At 66.4% G+C, this 17,166-nt stretch carries 17 protein-coding genes; 9 read left to right on the top strand and 8 right to left on the bottom strand.

Going from position 1 to position 17,166, the window contains the following annotated elements:
- Positions 1 to 359 precede the first annotated feature (359 nt).
- On the top strand, positions 360 to 725 hold the full coding sequence (locus ACU4IU_RS10990) for an ArsR/SmtB family transcription factor (RefSeq protein ID WP_259357246.1): 366 nt from the start codon (positions 360 to 362) through the stop codon (positions 723 to 725).
- Complete coding sequence (locus tag ACU4IU_RS10985) at positions 722 to 1,213, top strand: SRPBCC domain-containing protein (protein WP_259357245.1); 492 nt, start codon at positions 722 to 724, stop codon at positions 1,211 to 1,213. The genes ACU4IU_RS10990 and ACU4IU_RS10985 overlap by 4 nt, the downstream gene beginning before the upstream one ends.
- Here the strand turns inward: ACU4IU_RS10985 and ACU4IU_RS10980 are convergent.
- Positions 1,182 to 2,768 (bottom strand): acyltransferase family protein, encoded by a 1,587-nt coding sequence (locus ACU4IU_RS10980; RefSeq protein WP_446656728.1) that lies wholly within the window; start codon positions 2,766 to 2,768, stop codon positions 1,182 to 1,184. The two genes, ACU4IU_RS10985 and ACU4IU_RS10980, sit on opposite strands and share 32 nt — an antisense overlap.
- 267 nt (positions 2,769 to 3,035) lie before the next feature.
- Between ACU4IU_RS10980 and ACU4IU_RS10975 the strand changes: the two genes are divergently transcribed.
- The gene (locus tag ACU4IU_RS10975) at positions 3,036 to 4,067 is read left to right on the top strand and encodes an NAD(P)H-dependent flavin oxidoreductase (RefSeq protein WP_446656727.1); all 1,032 of its coding nucleotides are present in this window, start codon (positions 3,036 to 3,038) and stop codon (positions 4,065 to 4,067) included.
- A gap of 48 nt (positions 4,068 to 4,115) precedes the next feature.
- Here ACU4IU_RS10975 and ACU4IU_RS10970 read toward each other — a convergent pair whose 3' ends face one another.
- A complete protein-coding gene (locus ACU4IU_RS10970) occupies positions 4,116 to 4,847 on the bottom strand; it encodes a response regulator (RefSeq protein WP_259357242.1) in 732 nt (243 codons plus the stop codon).
- 168 nt (positions 4,848 to 5,015) lie between these two features.
- Here ACU4IU_RS10970 and ACU4IU_RS10965 point away from each other — a divergent pair, with 168 nt between their 5' ends.
- From ACU4IU_RS10965 to ACU4IU_RS10955, 3 genes are all read left to right on the top strand, one after another.
- Complete coding sequence (locus tag ACU4IU_RS10965) at positions 5,016 to 5,927, top strand: hypothetical protein (RefSeq protein ID WP_446656726.1); 912 nt, start codon at positions 5,016 to 5,018, stop codon at positions 5,925 to 5,927.
- Positions 5,924 to 7,921, top strand: a complete 1,998-nt coding sequence (locus ACU4IU_RS10960; RefSeq protein WP_446656725.1) for a sensor histidine kinase — start codon at positions 5,924 to 5,926, stop codon at positions 7,919 to 7,921. The genes ACU4IU_RS10965 and ACU4IU_RS10960 overlap by 4 nt, the downstream gene beginning before the upstream one ends.
- A gap of 117 nt (positions 7,922 to 8,038) precedes the next feature.
- Positions 8,039 to 8,938, top strand: coding sequence for a hypothetical protein (locus tag ACU4IU_RS10955; protein ID WP_446656724.1), 900 nt, complete (start codon positions 8,039 to 8,041; stop codon positions 8,936 to 8,938).
- A 5-nt stretch (positions 8,939 to 8,943) separates the two neighbouring features.
- Here ACU4IU_RS10955 and ACU4IU_RS10950 read toward each other — a convergent pair whose 3' ends face one another.
- Positions 8,944 to 9,345 (bottom strand): hypothetical protein, encoded by a 402-nt coding sequence (locus tag ACU4IU_RS10950; RefSeq protein ID WP_446656723.1) that lies wholly within the window; start codon positions 9,343 to 9,345, stop codon positions 8,944 to 8,946.
- Positions 9,342 to 10,355 (bottom strand): CPBP family intramembrane glutamic endopeptidase, encoded by a 1,014-nt coding sequence (locus ACU4IU_RS10945; RefSeq protein ID WP_446656722.1) that lies wholly within the window; start codon positions 10,353 to 10,355, stop codon positions 9,342 to 9,344. The genes ACU4IU_RS10950 and ACU4IU_RS10945 overlap by 4 nt, the downstream gene beginning before the upstream one ends.
- A 181-nt stretch (positions 10,356 to 10,536) precedes the next feature.
- Between ACU4IU_RS10945 and ACU4IU_RS10940 the strand changes: the two genes are divergently transcribed.
- Positions 10,537 to 11,946 (top strand): sensor histidine kinase, encoded by a 1,410-nt coding sequence (locus tag ACU4IU_RS10940; RefSeq protein WP_446656721.1) that lies wholly within the window; start codon positions 10,537 to 10,539, stop codon positions 11,944 to 11,946.
- Complete coding sequence (locus ACU4IU_RS10935) at positions 11,943 to 12,575, top strand: response regulator (protein WP_446656720.1); 633 nt, start codon at positions 11,943 to 11,945, stop codon at positions 12,573 to 12,575. Before ACU4IU_RS10940 ends, ACU4IU_RS10935 begins: the two co-directional genes overlap by 4 nt.
- Positions 12,576 to 12,681: 106 nt before the next feature.
- Here ACU4IU_RS10935 and ACU4IU_RS10930 read toward each other — a convergent pair whose 3' ends face one another.
- From ACU4IU_RS10930 to ACU4IU_RS10920, 3 genes are all read right to left on the bottom strand, one after another.
- The gene (locus tag ACU4IU_RS10930; RefSeq protein WP_173155457.1) at positions 12,682 to 13,443 is read right to left on the bottom strand and encodes a 3-hydroxyacyl-CoA dehydrogenase; all 762 of its coding nucleotides are present in this window, start codon (positions 13,441 to 13,443) and stop codon (positions 12,682 to 12,684) included.
- Between the two features lie 219 nt (positions 13,444 to 13,662).
- Entirely contained in the window at positions 13,663 to 14,241 is a 579-nt protein-coding gene (locus tag ACU4IU_RS10925) for an NADPH-dependent FMN reductase (RefSeq protein WP_446656719.1), read from the bottom strand.
- Positions 14,242 to 14,249: 8 nt separating this feature from the next.
- Positions 14,250 to 14,636, bottom strand: a complete 387-nt coding sequence (locus ACU4IU_RS10920) for a hypothetical protein (protein ID WP_446656718.1) — start codon at positions 14,634 to 14,636, stop codon at positions 14,250 to 14,252.
- A 1-nt stretch (position 14,637) separates the two neighbouring features.
- Here ACU4IU_RS10920 and ACU4IU_RS10915 point away from each other — a divergent pair, with 1 nt between their 5' ends.
- A complete protein-coding gene (locus ACU4IU_RS10915) occupies positions 14,638 to 15,297 on the top strand; it encodes a TetR/AcrR family transcriptional regulator (protein WP_172171879.1) in 660 nt (219 codons plus the stop codon).
- A 67-nt stretch (positions 15,298 to 15,364) separates the two neighbouring features.
- Here the strand turns inward: ACU4IU_RS10915 and ACU4IU_RS10910 are convergent, their stop codons facing one another.
- Positions 15,365 to 17,134 carry a dipeptide ABC transporter ATP-binding protein gene (locus ACU4IU_RS10910; protein WP_446657594.1) on the bottom strand — a complete coding sequence of 590 codons (1,770 nt, stop codon included), beginning with the start codon at positions 17,132 to 17,134 and terminating at the stop codon, positions 15,365 to 15,367.
- Positions 17,135 to 17,166: the final 32 nt, after the last annotated feature.

The following is a 17,166-nucleotide window of genomic DNA, read 5'->3' as shown; positions in this document are numbered from 1 at the left end:
CGTGCGAGAAAGCGGAGCGTCCGGCAGGGCGAGGCGAGCGAGGCTCGACAGCCTTCGCCGCAGAAAAGCCCGGGCGCCCGGAGTCGGAGAGAAATCAGCCTTTGACGAGGCGGAACATCGGCATGGTCATGCAACAGTCAAGAGCTTCGAACCGTGCGGACAGCGCCCAGGTCTGCGAATTCTTGAAAGCGATCATCATGCCCTCTGCTGAAGTGATGTCGTGGAATGTTGACGATCAACACCGTATCAGTAAACTCAATTGCTCAACAATAGTCGAGTATGATCGTCGTCATCATTCGTCACAGAACTTTCAGCCGCCCTCTTCCCATAGGCCACCCCAGGATGTAATACTTAGCCTCATGGTTAAGTATTCGGATGAGCTCGATGCGATGTTCTCAGCATTGGCCGACCCCACTCGCCGCAGCGTGATCGCGCGTCTCGGGCGGGGACCGGCCAGCGTCGGAGAGCTTGCCGAGCCGTTGTCGATCTCGCTGCCGTCGTTCATGAAACATGTGCGCAGCCTCGAATCGTGCGGCCTCATCCGGACCAAGAAGTCCGGGCGCGTGCGCACCTGTGTGCTCAACCAGGATCGGTTCCATCTGCTCTCGGGTTGGCTCGAGGAACAGCGGCGCATCTGGGAACGCGCCACCGACCGGCTCGAACAGTTCGTCACCACGGGTTCCGTCGACTCCGACGGGCCCACCCCCACCAAGGAGGAATCATGACCACTCAGCTCTCTCGCACACGAAATCAGAATCCAGACCTCGACCTCAGCATCCAGCGGATCATCCACGCCCCGAAGCAGGCCATCTGGGACGCTTGGACCACGCCGGATCAGCTGGCCCAATGGTGGATTCCGGCGCCCCTGAGTCTGCGCGTGGATTCGCTCGAGCTCGCTCCGGGCGGTGCCTTCGTCACCCAGATGAGCGAAGACGGCACCGAGTGGCATCCGCATGTCGATGCGGTGTTCCTCGTCATCGAGGAAGGCAGCCGCCTCGTGTTCACGAACGCCGTCAGCAGCTCCTGGCACCCTTCGCTGCCGGACCCGGTGGCGATGACCACCGAGATCATCCTCGGCGATCATCCCGACGGCACCGACTACCGCGCCATCGTGCGGCACGGCAGCCCGGAGCAGCGCGCCCGGCATGAAGAACTCGGGTTCTTCGACGGCTGGGGCACTGTCACCGACCAGCTGGCTGCCGCAGTGGAGTGAGCCCGGCCGACAGGACGAGCGAACCCATCAGCAGGCCGGCCGCCACGACCGTCCAGATCATCGGCGCGATTCCGACGAGGAGGGCGATCGCAATGCCCATCGTGGCCGCTCCGACAGCGACGATGGCGCGCGCCCGCGAGCTGAATGCCTGGACCGGGAAACCCTGCGGAAGGACAGCACGGACAAGCGCTGAGAGGCTGCGACCGACTGCGGCCAGTCGCTGTTCGGAGGGGAACGGGATCCGCTCCGCGGCCATGGCGACCAGCGCGGAGAGTCCCATGACTGCAAGCAGCCACGGCAGACGCGTCGCCCACCACCATCCCGACTCGATCTCGGGAAGGATGAACTCGGCGACGATGCCTGTCGGCAGGTCGAGCAGAATCCCCGTCGGGAAGCCGACGGCTGTCTGCGCCAGCCATCCGAGAGCTCCGATGAGGACGATGACGACGCTCATATGCCACAGGTAGACCTGCATTCCGTAGGTATTGCCCCAGGCGATGACCCGCGCCGATAACTGGGCGGTCAGGATTCGGGAGGAAGGGGCCGCCGCAGTGGGGGCCGCCTCGGCGGGGACTTCTCCTGGAACCATCGTCGACTCTGCGGACGGCTGATCGACGTCGAGCGCCCGATTCAGCCGGGCGTGGCACAGCCGCAGCACGCAGAGCTGTGCCACGCCGAGCAGGACGAGTGCGCCGGTCGGCGGATTGAGGTTGACGAGCATGTTCGGGCTGTACACCCCGGCCGCCACGAGTCCGCCGAGGAGACCCAGCACGGCCACAAGCGCCGACCACACCACGGGACGGCTGATCGGGCGGTCGGAGGCATCGGCGAAGAAGAACCCGAGCTGTTGGATCAGCGGCCAGACGACGACGAAGTTGAGATAGCCGAGGCCGGCAATCCCTGTCGTTCCGGAGAGAACGTCGACGGCGATGACGGCACCGGCGAGGACTGCCAGGGACCGCCTCGGCGCTCTTTCATGGAAATGGACCGCTACCGGCACCAGCGAGGACAGGCCGAGATAGACGGCGAGGAACCACAGCGGCTGGCCGATGCGGCGGCTCGCCTCGGCGATGAGTTCGGAGGAAACGCCCATGTCAGCGGCCGCGGACAGTCCGATTCCGGCAATGACGACGAGGACAGCTGTGGGTACGGCGAGGCGGCGCAGTCGGGCGCGCAGATAGTCGGTCCAAGTTCCGCCTCGAGCACGGGTGCGCCGCCATCCGGTGATGCCCGCGTATCCCCCGATGATGAAGAACAGGGGCATGACCTGGAAGAACCAGGACGCTGCGGCGAATCCGGCGGTCGTCGACAGCGCGACCGTCGGCGCCACTGTGCCGTCGGAACCGAGCACGGCCGCGCTCATCATCGAGTGGAGGATGACGACGACGACGAGGCAGCCGAACCGGATGAGGTCGATGGCCTGGTCGCGGTGGGGTGCGGCAACGGTGCGAGGTTCGCGAGTCCGAGGTTCGGCGGGCGGGGCGACCGCGCTCTCGGGGGTTCGGACGACCTCGGTGCCGGCGGGCGGGGCCGGGCTGTTGAGCATGAGTGTCATGGCAGTTCCTTGTCAGAGTCGTTCAGTGCCGATCACGGGGAATCGGGGCGATGACACCGAAGTTAGGAACCGCGTCTGCCTCGGCACATCACGCCGGAGAGCCCACCTGTCCCCCGCCGACCGATACTTCCGAGGGATACCTTCGACCGGTCACCTCATACTCGCCGCGGCCGATCGTGTGAGAATGGCGATGAGCACGCACGACCACGCGGCCGCCTCGCTCGGCTACAGACGCCGAGCCCGGGCCGCCGATAATAGGAGAGAACCGTGACGATCGCCTTCGCGAAGACCTCACTGCCCATCATCGGTGCACCCATGGCCGGTGGGACGACGACGCCCGAACTCACCGAGGCTGTCGCCCGGGCCGGCGGATTCCCTTTCGTCGCGGGCGGCTATCTCACTGTCGAGGCCCTCGCTCCGCTTATCACACGGATGCGTGAGACGACCTCGAACTTCGGCGTCAACCTCTTCGCCCCGCATCCCGTTCCCGTCGATCGCGAAGCTTTCGACGACTTCGTCAGCGCGCTCGAACCGGCCGCTGCCGCCCGCGGGATCACGCTCGATCCCGAGCCGGTCGAGGATGACGACCACTTCGACGACAAGCTCGACTGGCTCACCGAGCACCCCGTTCCTCTGGTCTCGCTGACCTTCAATCTGCCCACCGCCGAGGCGGTCGACCGCCTCCACGCCGTCGGCACTCAGGTCGTCGCCACGGTGACCTCGGTTGCTGAGGCCCGTGCGGCCGCCGAAGTCGGGGTCGACGGGCTCATCGTCCAAGGTCCGCACGCCGGCGGACATTCGGGTACGGCCGATCCGACACGGACCATCGAGGACCGCGCGACCGTCGATCTCGTCCGTGACATCCTCGCCGAGGTGGACCTGCCCGTGGCAGCCGGCGGCGGAGTCGACGGTGAGGCCATGGTGGGAGAGCTCCTCGGTGCGGGGGCGAGCTCAGTCGTCGTCGGCACCCTGCTGCTGCGCTCCGACGAGGCAGGAACGGCACCCACTCATCGGGCTGCACTGGCCGACGACGAGTTCACGGACACCCAGCTGACCAGGGCGTTCACCGGGCGCCCCGCGCGTGCGCTGGTCAATGACTTCGTGCGGACGTTCGACCCGATCGCCGTCGACGCCTACCCGGCGGTGCACCATCTGACGAAGGAGTTCCGCGCTGCGGCGAAGAAGGCCGATGACCCGCACGGCCTGCACCTGTGGGCCGGAACCGGCTACCGCAGCGCCCAGGACGGATCCGCAGAGACCATAGTCAAGGACCTCGGAGCCGGCTTCGCCCGCGAGTAGTCAGCGAGCCGGCGTCCCCCGCACACGCCCCTCTCCGAACCGCGCCGCTCAGTTCCCGGCGACGACCAACCCGGACTCATAGGCGGCGACGACGATCTGGGTGCGGTCGCGCAGTCCCAGCTTCGACAGGATCCTCGAGACGTGGGTCTTCACGGTCTGTTCGGCGAGGTACAGCTGTTCGGCCACCTCGGCGTTGGCGTGCCCCTTTGCCACCAGGGTCATCACGTCGATCTCCCGGTCGGTGAGCTGACCGAGCACCGCGGTGTCCTTGGCCACGGTGGGCCCGGCGACGTATTCGGCGATGAGGCGGCGGGTCACCGACGGCGCGAGCAGCGATTCCCCACCGGCGACGACCCGGACAGCGGTGATCATGTCTTCGGCGGTGGCGTCCTTGAGGAGGAATCCGCTGGCACCGGCGCGGAGCGCGGAGAACACGTATTCGTCGGCGTCGAACGTGGTGAGCATGATGACTCGCGGATGGTCCCCGGGCATGTTGAAGATCGCTCTGGTGGCGTCGAGCCCGTTGAGCGTCGGCATCCGAATATCCATGAGGATGACATCGGGGCTCGTGCGGCGGACGAGGTCGACGACGGCGGACCCGTCATCGGCGCTGCCGACGACCTGCATGTCCGACTGCGCGTCGAGCAGCGCCCCGAACCCCTGCCGCACCATCGCCTGATCGTCGACGATGGCGACCCTGATCGTCGTCTCCGACGGAGGCGGCACACTCGCCGAGGCGGCTCCTCCGTCCCCGTTCCCCGCGTCCTCAATTCCCGGCATGGTCCAAACTTACCGGACAGCGAGGTCGGGGAACCCTCGCAATCCCCGAAAATCCGCCGCTCGGGCCCGGTTTCGCGCAGATCTCATCCTCATGGGTGATACGTGCGGCGCTCATTTCACTCCTGCGTATGATGTGCCGGCGCATACCGGCTCCCTAACGTTCGAGTCATGATCATCACCGCCGTCATCCTCGCCACCGCAGCAGCGTTCTGCCTGGCCTTGGGCACCCACTTCCAGCAGCATGCCGTGGCCACGATGGCTCCGGGCCTGCGCCGTCGCGCTGCCTGGGCAACCGGGCTCGGCCTCATGGGGCTGGTCACGGTGCTCAACGTCATCGCGCTCGGACTCGGCCCGGTCGCCATCGTTCAGCCCATCGGCGCGGTCTCTCTCGTCTTCGCCGTCCTCATCGGCCGGCGGTACTTCGGGCTCCGCCTCGGTGCTCCGCTGCTCATCAGCATCGCGGTCACGCTCTTCGGGATCTTCTCCTTCGTGGTCACCTCGGCGAGGTTCGCCCACGACATCTCCGTGAACGCACAGTCGGTGACCTGGCTGCTCGCCGTGCTCATCGCCCTCACCATCTTCGCGGGGCTGTTCTCGTTCAGCTCCGCCGGCCACATCCCCCGGGTCGTCATGACCGGGATCGTCTTCGGCACGGTCGCCGCGGCCACGCACGTCCTCGCCCGATCCGTCGTCATGTCGGGACTGCCCGGACTCGATACGTTTGGTCTGCGCTGGTGGGCGCTGTTGGGCACGGTCGGCCTGGCCTCGGCGGCGGGGTTCTGGCTCGTCCAGACTGCGTACGCCTGCGGCCCCGCCGAGACCGTGCTGGCCGGCCTCACCGTCATCGATCCGATCGTCGCCGTCATCATCGGTGCCGCATTCTTCGGCGAGTACACGGGCCTGACTCCGCCGGCCACCCTCGGTCTGCTCGTCTCCGCAGCCATCGGCATCGGCGGAGTGTGGATGCTCTCGCGCTTCCACCCGAAGGTCCTCGAATCCCGCAAGACCGCTCGCACTGAGACTGCAGTCGGCACCGCGCACTCGACCTCGCAAACAGCACAGGAAGGAATCACGCTGTGAACCACTCCCCCGATCTCACCTCCCCCGCACCCGCCGACACGTACGCTGGAGATGTGCCCCGCCCAGCAGAGCCTCCGCAGATCGGCCCGAACTCCCAGGCGGCCGCAGGTTCTCGGGCCGCGACCGCGCCGCGTTCGTGGTGGGGCAGGCTGTGGCACAATCTCGGCCGCGATGCCGGCCTCGTCTCCCCGAGCCTGGTCATCTCCCTCATCGCGTTCCCGGTGCTCGTCACCCTGTTCTCCGTCTCGATCGCCACGGTCATCGTCTGGGTCGGCGTGCTCCTCCTGCCGCTGACGCTCACCGTCGCCCGCGCGTTCGGCAACCTCTCCCGGGCCCGTGCCCGTGCGTGGGGTGCGCCCATCACCGAGGCGGCTCCCCGTCCCCGTGGACGCGGACTCCGCTGGTGGTTGGCTCCGCTGTCCGATGCGCGTGCGTGGTTGGATCTGCTCTACGAAGCCGTGTTCGCACTGCCGATCCGACTCTTCACGTTCTCCGTCTCCCTTGCCTGGTTCGCAGGCGGTCTTGGCGGGATCACGTTCTTCGTCTGGGGCAGGTTTCTCCCCGAAGACGAAGGCGACACCGTCGACTGGGTGGTCGCCTGGGTGACGAACTCCCCGGTCACTGACCTCGGGTTCTCCGCCGAGGTGACGTTCCAATTCGTCACGGGCATCGTCCTGCTGCTGACTTTCCCCTTCATCCTCCACGCCATGGCGCTGCTCGAGATCGTTTCGATCCGCGCTGCCCTGTCGACTGATGGGGCAGCTGTCTCCGCGCAGGCGACTCGCTCAGAGCGGTCGGCTCATCCGGCGCAGTCGTCTGCACTGTCGACCATCGCCGGGAGTCAGGGGTGGTTCTGGCTCATCGCAGCGTTCGTCGGGATCGTGCTCGTCGCGGTCGCCTGGCCGGTGACCACCGTGCTCTACGATGTCCCGACGGTCTTCGCGATGATTCTTGCGTTCAGTCTCAGCGCAGCGCTCCTGCTGGCAGTGCGCTGGCCGATACCGGCGATCAGCCTCGGCCTTGTCGCTCAGTTGGCAGGCATTCTGCTCACTGCGGACGTTTCGGGAGCAGTCCGACCGTTCACGGTCACCTCGCTGCTGGCTCTCGTCTTCCTCCACCTCATCATCGGTCTGCGTCACCGCTGGATCCACCTCGTCGCACTGTGGTCGGGCAGCGCGCTCATCGGCGTGCTCGCTCTGGTCCTGCCGCATGCCGGCGAGCTGCCTGGGGCCTTATCGAACGTGATCACCACCGCGGCCGTCGCCGCCGGTGCCGGAGTCATCGGCGTCATCGGCAACCTGCTCATCAAAGGTCGCAGGCAGCTCGAATCCGAACGCGAACTCAGCGCCGCGGAGCTGGCGAAGCGACAGGAGTTGGAGGAGCGCAACCGGATCGCTCAGGAGCTCCATGATGTCGTGGCGCACAGCATGTCGGTCATCAGCGTCCAGGCGACGACGGCGAAGTACCGGCTGCCCGGACTCGATGAGCGCAGCCTCGGCGAATTCGATTCGATGGCCTCATCGGCCAGGCAGGCGCTGACGGAGATGCGCGGATTGCTCGCGATCCTCCGCGGTGGCCGGGATGCCGACCTGGCGCCGCAGCCGACCATTGACGACATTCCCGCTCTCATCGATGTCACGCGCGGCTCCGGTGCGGTCGTCGATCTCGACTTCCCCACCGACCCCATGTCGCGGCCGCCGACGACGAGCCTCACGGCGTTCCGGGTGGTTCAGGAGAGTCTGTCGAATGCGCTGCGGCATGCCGCCGGCGCACCCGTGGCGGTCACCGTCACGGCCATCGGCTCCCGGCTCGAGATCTCCGTGCTCAACGGGGAACCCGACGGCGGGGCGGATGCGGATGGGCACAGCCACCTCGGCGCAGGATTCGGCATCAAGGGGATGCGCGAACGCGTCGAAGCCTTGGGCGGAAGCCTGCGGGTGGGGCCGACCGAGCACCGTGGTTTCGAGGTCAGGGCGTCGCTGCCGATGGAGTGAAGGTCCGAGGAAAGCGCTGAGGCGGCGCGGATTCGCGCCGAATCAGGCAAGCGTCGGGCGTCCGGTGCCATACTGGAAGTCCCCTCATGCTTTCCCATTCGGAAGGACTGTTTCCCCATGTCACAGCCGCCTCCTTCGCCATCTGCATCTCCGCCTTCGTCGGCGCCCGCCTCGGCGTCGGATCCGAAGGCACCGAGACGATCGGTGCGGATTCTGCGGCGCACGATCGCCATCATCATCGTCGTGGCTTTCAGCCTGGCTGCGGCCGGCGGGATCATCGTCCTCCTCGGCGACATCGAGTCCGAAGCGACGTACAAAGTCATCGGCACCACGGCTCTGACCGGCGCCGTCAGTGTCGCGGCGTTCTGCGGTGCCACGCTCATCGGTCGCCGGACCCAGTGGTTCGGGATCACCACGATCGGGCTGGCAATCGTCACAATGGCGCTGAGCCTGTGGTTCCTCTGGGGCGACCCCTATGCAGATCCTGACAGCTATGCACTCGAGGAGGTCCTCTTCCAGGCTCTGTCCTCGCTCGCCCTCGTCACTGCTGTCGCCTCGATATCCGCGCTCATTCTGTTGCTGGTGCCCCGGTCCTGGGTGGTGCGGGTCGGGCTGCCGATCACGCTCGGACTGCTTGCTCTCGGCACGAGCCTGGTTCTCGTCACGATCTGGGTGGAATCGGCGTGGGAGCTCGAGTGGCTGACCCGCCTCAACGGGATCGTATGGATCCTCGCCGCACTCGGGGTCGTCATCGTGCCGCTGACCTCGCTGCTGCTCAGAGCCGGGTCGAAGCCTGCGGGCGCCGACCGCGCCGGCGAGACGTCAGCCCGATCGACTCAACCGTCGTCGTCCCAGCCGGCGCCGGCCCTGTCGCCTTCGACGCTCGAGCGCCTCGAAGCCGCGGCTCGGGCCGAGGGCATCACGGTCGACGAGCTCGTCGATCGTCTTCTGGCCGCCGACTCGACACCGCCGGACGCCTCCGCATCCGGGCCGCAGTCCGAACATCCACGACACTGAGCCGGTCAGCGGTCGTTCGCGCGTGAGTCCTCGAACTCCTTGGGCACACGGGTGTCGATGAACCCTGCGACGAAAGCGCCGATGATGAGCAGGACGATGAGTGCGATGATTCCGCCGATTTCCCTGAACACGGGATTCGTGAAATCGAACAGCCCAGGCCAGATCGCAAAGACCGCCACACAGCACACTCCGATGAAACCGAAGACGTTGAGCGTCGTACCGCCGCGGGAACGATGACGTGGTCCGGTGTATTCCGAGGCCTTCTGTTTCGGCGTGCCGAACTCGGCCTCGGGTGTCGTGCCTGCCTTCCGCGTCGTTTCCTTGACCTCGTCGAGGACGGTGAGGACCTGGTCCTCTTCGCAACCGCGCCGGCGCAGGTTCTGGGCGAGCTCGCTGTAGTAGCTCATGACAGGTTCGCTTTCGTTTCGGCGTCGGCATTCACGTCGCTGTCCGCCACTGTTTCCTCGTTCCCTGGGCCGTCCCCGCGGGGACGCAGCGGTTCACGGTCGGTCGGGCCGCCTCGGCGAAAGGTCGATCCACCTCGGCGGCGATGGTCGAGAACGACGATGATGCCGAAGATGATCGGGGCCGTGATCGACATGACGACTTCGATCGTCGGGGCGCTCGTCGCATTGAGGTCGGCTCCGGCGAGCACACCCAGGCCGAACGCGAAGACGTTGTTGACGATGTGGAAGGCGATTCCGGCCTCCAGACCGCCGGTGATGATCGTCAGGGTGCCGACGATGACGGCGAAGATGCCGACGTCGATGAGTCCCGGCAGGTCGTAGACGTGGCCGACGACGAAGATCGGCACGGGGATGAGCACGGCCCATGCGGGGTGGCGCAGCCACGAGCCGATGATGTTCATGGCCAAGCCGCGGAAGACGACCTCCTCGGCCGTCGCCTGGAACGGAACGAGGAGGATGATGGCGACGAGCATGGCGAATACTTGGCCGTTCCACACGATTCCCGAGGTCAGGTTGTTCATCGCCCCGTCGGAGAAGGTGACCATGATGATCGCGCAGACCACCCACACGGCCGCGCCGACCAGCAGATACCGGCCGAGCTGACCCCATCGCATTCCGCCGCGGAGCGAGAACATCGAGGAGAACAAGCGCCGGTAGATGCATAGGGTCGCGAGCTCGGCGGCCGGCCACATGAGGATGACGCTGACGAGTCCGAAGAGGACGCCCGTGGTCGTATTCATGTCGATGAGGCGTTCCGACCACGTGTTGACGTCACCGTCGGCACCGAGGGCGATCAGCGCCCAGAAGAAGAAGCCGACGAACAGGACGACGATTGCGATGAGGTAGAACACCGCGGTCAGGAGCGCCACGAGGATCGGCTTGAACCACCGATTGTCCGGCAGCGCGGCGAATTGACGATGAAAGGGCAGTGAGTGGGGTTGATTTCTCATGTCTCCACTCTTTCGAAACCGGCGGCCGCCCACCATCGGTCAAGGGCATGATTCATGTCATCCGATCGAATGAATGCGCACGTCAGGGCGCATCCGGCCGGGCTGCCGCGCCCTCGCGTCCGCTCCGAATTCATCCTTTCGGGCGACACCCTCGCGGCCCGCGCCCGGGTAGGCTCGAAGGGTGACACCTCGCCCCGCCCGCCGCCCGCTCGCGCATGCCCTCCTCTGGACCGGCATCTCCGCGGTCGTCGGCGCGCTCATCCTCTTCGTTGTCATCGGAAACCAGTGGCCGAACCCGAAACCCACCGGTGCTGAGGCGGACGCGCTCAGTGCCGAAATCTTCGTACACATCGTCTTCGGGCTCGTATCCTTCGTCTGTCTGCCAATCGTGCTCGTCTTCGACGGACGCCGGATTCCGCGCAAACAACTGCGTCCGAAGGTCCTTGCCTCAGAGAAGCTGCGCGAATTCCTCACAGTCACCGGTCACGGCGGTGATGAGTTCCTCGCCGCCGACGGATCCGTCGAATCGCTTCAGCGGCGACCGGGAGGCTGGATTCCCGTCACAGTCGGGATCATCGGCATACTCCTCGGCACGGTCAGCATCCTCGGCGCCTTCGCCGCTTCGATCATGCTCATCTCACTGTCGGCCCGGCGCAGTTGGGCCCTCGACTTCGTCGCACTCGCCGCCACACTGGCAGCCTTCTCAGCGACCTATGTGCTCACTCCACAGGCCGCGGGAGCCTTCGATCTTCCCGTGTTCGTCTTCGGCGGCACGATGTACGCCGTTATCGTCATCGTCGGTGTCATCCGCGGTGCCCGCGAGCAGGGCTTCATCGACTCCGCCGCCCAGACCCTGCTGCGCGAACGCTCCCGGCAGGACCGCGCCATCGCCGAGGTGCGACGCGGCATCGCCCGCGACATGCACGATTCCCTGTCCCACCACCTCTCCGTCATCGCGATGTACTCCGGTGCCCTGTCCGTGCGGCAGGACCTCGACCCCGACGAGGTCCGCGAAAGTGCTCGTCTCATCGCCGATGCCGCCCGTCGCTCCGGCGTCGAACTCCGTGAGGTGCTCACCATGCTCCGCAGCGACGACCAGGGCACGGTCATCGACCCCGACATCGACCGCCTCGTCGCGGCCAGGGGCGATACCGCCGAGCTGCGCTACCTCGAACCGGTGACCGCTGAGGCGCTCCACCGGTGCGGGGCACTCGAGCAGACGACGATCTACCGCTTCGTCCAGGAGGCGATCACGAACGCGGTCAAGCACGCACCAGGCCAGACGGTGACGATCAAGGTCGGCTTCGATGAGGCCGACGGTCACCTCGTGCTCGTCGCCAGCAATCCGCACACAGGCCTGGCCCCGGCCTTCCGCGCCGGAGCGCAGCAGCTCGTCTCCGGATCCGGGTTGGGACTGCTCGGACTGCGGGAGAGAATGGAGGCCATGGGCGGCGATCTCACCGTGACGACCACTCCGGAGTTCACCCTCCGTGCCCGCATCCCCGTCGATGCCGACATCTTCACTGACGGCGACGCCCCGGATATGACCGAAACGACCGACCCCCGCGACGAGCAGGAGACACAGCCATGAGCATTCGGGTACTCATCGCCGACGACGAATCGCTCATGCGCTCGGGTCTCAAGCTCCTCCTCGGCGCGGCGACCGATATCGAGGTCATCGCCGAGGCGGTCGACGGAGTCGAAGCCATCGACCTCGCCCGTCGGCTGAGTCCCGACCTCGTACTCATGGACATCCGGATGCCCCGTCTCGACGGCCTCGAGGCCGCGCAGACGCTGCTGTCCGATCCCGAACATCCGCAGGTGCTCATGCTCACGGCCTTCGGGACCGACGATTTCATCCACCGCGCCCTGCAGTCCGGGGCGGCTGGTTACATCCTCAAGGACACCCCGCCGGAAGAGCTCATCAACGCCGTCCGCGCGGCAGCCGACGGCACCCGCACCCTGTCGGCGACCGCCCTGGCCACGTTGATGTCGTCCCGTCCGTCCGCCTCGACGTCGGGTCAGGATCCGCTGGCAAATCTGTCGACCAGGGAACGGGAGATCGCCGAGGCGGTCGCTCAGGGTTTGACGAACGCACAGGTGGCGCGGTCACTGTTCGTCTCGACGGCGACGGTGAAGACCCACCTGGCACGCATCTTCGACAAGCTCGAGGTGACCTCGCGAGTGCAGCTGGCGCTGCTCGTCAACGCCCGCCGCTGACAATTCCAGTCAACGGCAGAGCCGCCCCTCCGCGACTGCGGAGACGGGCGGCTCTGTCGGTTGGACGCTCCTCGGGGAGGGCCTCCTTGGTGAAGGTGTCAGTCGATCATTTCGGGGCCATGCGGATGGCGCCGTCGAGGCGGATCGTCTCACCGTTGAGCATCGGGTTGGCGACGATCGATTCGACGAGCTGCGCGTACTCGGCGGGCTTGCCCAGCCGCGCCGGGTGCGGCACGGACTTGCCGAGGGATTCCTGCGCCTCGGCGGGCAGACCGGCCATCATCGGGGTCTCGAAGATGCCGGGGGCGATGGTGACGACACGGATGAGAGAGGCGGCGAGTTCGCGGGCCATCGGCAATGTCACGGCGGCCACGGCGCCCTTGGACGCCGAGTAGGCGATCTGGCCGATCTGGCCGTCGAAGGCCGCGACGGAGGCGGTGTTGACGATGACTCCGCGTTCTTCGCCGTCCGGCTCCTGCTGCTGCATGGCCGCAGCGGCGAGGCGGCAGACGTTGACGGTGCCGACGATGTTGATGTTCAGCACCTTTTGGAATGCCTCGAGCGGCAGCGGTCCCTTGCGGGAGACGAGCTTTCCGGGGGTCGCGACGCCCGCGCAGTTGACGACTACGCGCAGGGCGCCGAGCCCGGTGGCGGTGTCGACGGCGGCCTGAACCTGCTCTTCGTTCGTCACGTCAGCGGTGACGAAGTGGGCGGAGTCACCGAGTTCGGCGGCGACCTGTTGCCCCACCTCGGCGTTGAGGTCGACCATGACGACCTGGGCGCCGGCGGCCAAGAGGCGTTCGGTGGTGGCGCGGCCGAGTCCGGAGGCTCCGCCGGTGACGAGGGCGACGGTGTTCGTGAGATCCATGAGTGTCCTTTGCATCGCTGAGCGAACAGTTGATCACTGCGACTCTAACGCAGATGTGGGGACAGTCACTGTGCATGGTCGAGTGGGGCCGCCTCGGTGATGGATCACCCTGACGGCGGCGCCGGTCGTGACCGGTACGGTGTCAATCGACACGGGGACGACGAAGCCCGCCGGTCGGGTGACCGGCGGGCCTGTCTCAGCTCAGTTGCGAGGGCGGACTCAGGCGGCCTGATCCTCGGCACCGGCTTCGCGCACGGACTTCAGGGCCTCGCCCCAGGCGACGATGTCGTCGACCATGGAGGCGAACGGGGCGGCCGAGACCTCGGTGGGGGCGAACGTGCCGTCGGCGACGTCGGTGAAGATCGAGAACGATGCCTGGTCGCGGACGACGGCGAGCTTGTAGTTCGCGAGGATGTGGCGCAGGTGCTCAGCGGCGCGCACTCCCTTGTCGGCGCCGTAGTTCACGATGCCGGCGACCTTGTGGTTGAACTCGGTGGCGACGAAGTCGAGGGCGTTCTTCAGCGAACCGGAGATCGAGTGGTTGTACTCCGGGGTGACGAAGATGAAGGCGTCGAACTCTTCGAGCTTCGCGCCCCAGGCCTTCGTGTGGTCGTTGGCGTACATCTTCGCACCGGCGGGGATCACCTCGTCGAGGAGGGGCAGGTCGAAGCTGCCGAAGTCGACGACCTCGGCGCGGACGTCATCGTTGGAAGCCAGCTGCTGCTCGACCCAGCTCACGATCTGCGGGTTGAGCGCCTGCGGGCGGGAAGTTCCGGGGATGATGGCAATGTTGAGCATATGCGTCCTCAAATCGTTGAGCGGTGTCCACCGGCCGGGCGGCCATGGCGGTCGAGTTCACGGGCCGAGCCTGCGACCTCGGCGAACCGGGTCGGCTGCAGCTCCACAGTGACCAACATTGTTGAACACTCAATCATTCCCGGATAGAGAGTGACGCTGGTCACCGGTTGAGACTGGGTCAGGTCACTGACCAGGCACTGCTCGATCACCGTTCCGGTGACGGGGCCATACGAAGTCCGCGACCGGTCGCAACGGACGCCGAACACGGCGATACTGTAATTCCGCGCGAAATCAGGCCCGCAGAGACCACCTGTCGTGTATGGTCGTTGGGCAAGTGAAAGACTGTTCGTTAAAAAGTCGGCTTCAACGGAAAACAAGGCAAGGAGTCCGGTCATCGTGCGCTCAACCAACGGCCGCAACAATATTCTCCGCTCGGCCCGGGACACCTTCGCGGACAAAGGATTCGACGGCGCGTCCATCCGCGATATCGCACAGACAGCAGGTCTGAGCCTCTCAGCGCTCTACTACTACTTCCCGTCCAAGCAGGAAGCTCTCTACGAGCTCGTCCACACAGCGTATACCTGGTACGTCGAACACTGCCGAGCGGTCATCGCCGATGTCGATGACGATGTCGTAGATCAGCTGGCCGTGGCGGTGCGCTACCTCGCCCGCTATCGCATGGAGAACGTCTCGGTCTCCACCGTGCTGCTGCGCGATACCGAACGGCTCACCGGCGACAACGCCGTCCGCGTGAAAGAACTCCAGCGGGAGGCCCGCGAGATCATGGGCGATATCGTCCAGGCCGGCATCGACTCGGGTAAGTTCCGCGTCAGCAGTGCGGCTCTGGCCACCCGCGCCATCCACTCGATCTGCAACTCGCTCTCGCTGTGGTACCGGCCGACGGGCGACCTGACGCCTGACATGATCGAGCGCGACTTCACTCAGTACTCGATGCGCATCCTCGGTATCGACCCCGACGAGGCCGAACTCGACCGCCTGCTGGCCCTGCCGGTCAATCAGGCCGGAATGCTCGACTTCATCGCCGACACCAACTGACCCCCTTGCTACCTGACGGCGGCGCAGCAACCTCGCGCGAGGTTGCTGCGCCGCCGTCAGGTAGTAATTAGGGGGTTGGGCGGAGGGTTCTTGCCAGCTCGCGGCGCTTCGCCTGCTCCTTCGGGTCCGGGACCGGCAGTGAGGCGATGAGGCGTTTCGTGTAGTCCTCCTGCGGCGCACCGAGCACCTGCTCACCCGTGCCCTCTTCGAGCAGCTCGCCGTGGAAGAGCACCCCGATGCGGTCGGAGAGCATGTCGACCACGGCGAGGTCGTGGCTGATGAACAGGGCCGCGAAGTCGAAGCGGTTCTGCAGCTCGACGAAGAGCTCGAGCACCTTCGCCTGCACGGACACATCGAGCGCCGAGGTCGGCTCGTCGGCGATGAGCAGCTCCGGATCGAGCGCCAGTCCGCGCGCCAGGGACGCCCTCTGCCGCTGACCGCCGGAGAGCTCATGCGGATACCGCGCCGCATACGCCTTCGGCAGCTGCACAGAATCGAGGAGTTCGGCCACTCGCTGCGACCGGTCGTTCGCACTCATCTCCCGGCGATGGATCGCGAACGGTTCGGCGATGCACTCCCCGATCGACAGATGAGGATTGAACGAGGCCGCCGGGTCCTGGAACACGAACCCGATCCGTCGCCGGATCTTCGAGAACTCACGCTCCTTGAACCCGACCATCTCGTGCCCGAGGACGGAGAGGCTGCCGCCGCTGCCCCTGGTCAGGCCCGCAATCGCGCGTCCGATCGTCGTCTTGCCCGACCCCGACTCACCGACGAGCCCGTAGACTTCGCCGGCCTTGATATCGAAGCTGACCTTCTTCACCGCGTGGAAGTCCGACTTGCCGATCCCGCCCGGATAGACGATATCGAGCTCGCGCGCGGTCACGATCGATTCGCGTGCGTCCCCGTCCTTCGCCGAGGCGGCTCCCTCCTTCGCCGAGACACCCCCGTCCGACGTCTCCCCCGCCGAGGCGACCCCACCCGAGGCCTCCCCCGTCGAGTCAGTGCGCGCTGAGGCGGCGGCCGCCTTGCGGCTTCCGGCCACGGTCGACCCGATCCGCGGCACCGCGGCGAGGAGTTCGCGCGTGTACTGCTCCTGCGGATCGTTGAAGAGCTGCTCGACGGTCGAGACTTCGACGAGGTCGCCGCGCAGCATCACGGCCACTCGATCGGCGAGGTCGGCGACGACGCCCATGTTGTGGGTGATGAGAACGATGGCAGTGCCCGTCTCGTCTCGCAGATCGCGCAGCAGGTCGAGGATCTCTGCCTGCACGGTGACGTCGAGTGCGGTGGTGGGCTCGTCGGCGACGATGAGCTTCGCCCCGAGAGCGAGGGCCATGGCGATGACGATGCGCTGCTTCTGCCCGCCCGAGAACTGGTGCGGGTAGTAGTCGAAACGGCTTTCGGCATCGGGGATCCCGACCTGCCGCATGGCTTTGACGACGCGCGCCTTGAGGTCGGCCTTGTTCGCCTTCCTATCGTGCGCGCGCAGACCTTCGGCAATCTGCCACCCGACCGTGAAGACGGGGTTGAGCGCCGTCGACGGCTCCTGGAAGACCATCGCCACATCCCGGCCGCGCATGGCCCGCAGCTCATCGGCGGAGACGCTGAGCACGTTCGCACCGGAGATGACGATGGCCCCGGTTCGCTGCGCCGTCTCGGGCAGCAGACCGAGAATGGATCGGGCGGTCACGGTCTTGCCGGACCCCGACTCACCCACAATCGCCAGCACCTCACCGGGCGAGACGCTCAGCGACACGTCCTTGACCGCGTGGACGTCCCCGCCGTCGGTGGAGAAGGTGACGTCGAGGCTGTCGACATCGAGGATGCTGCCCATCGCCGACGCGGTCCGCTCGTGTTTCTGCTTGC

Source organism: Brevibacterium sp. CSND-B09, assembly GCF_052906525.1.
This window is presented reverse-complemented; position numbering and strand designations above follow the sequence as displayed.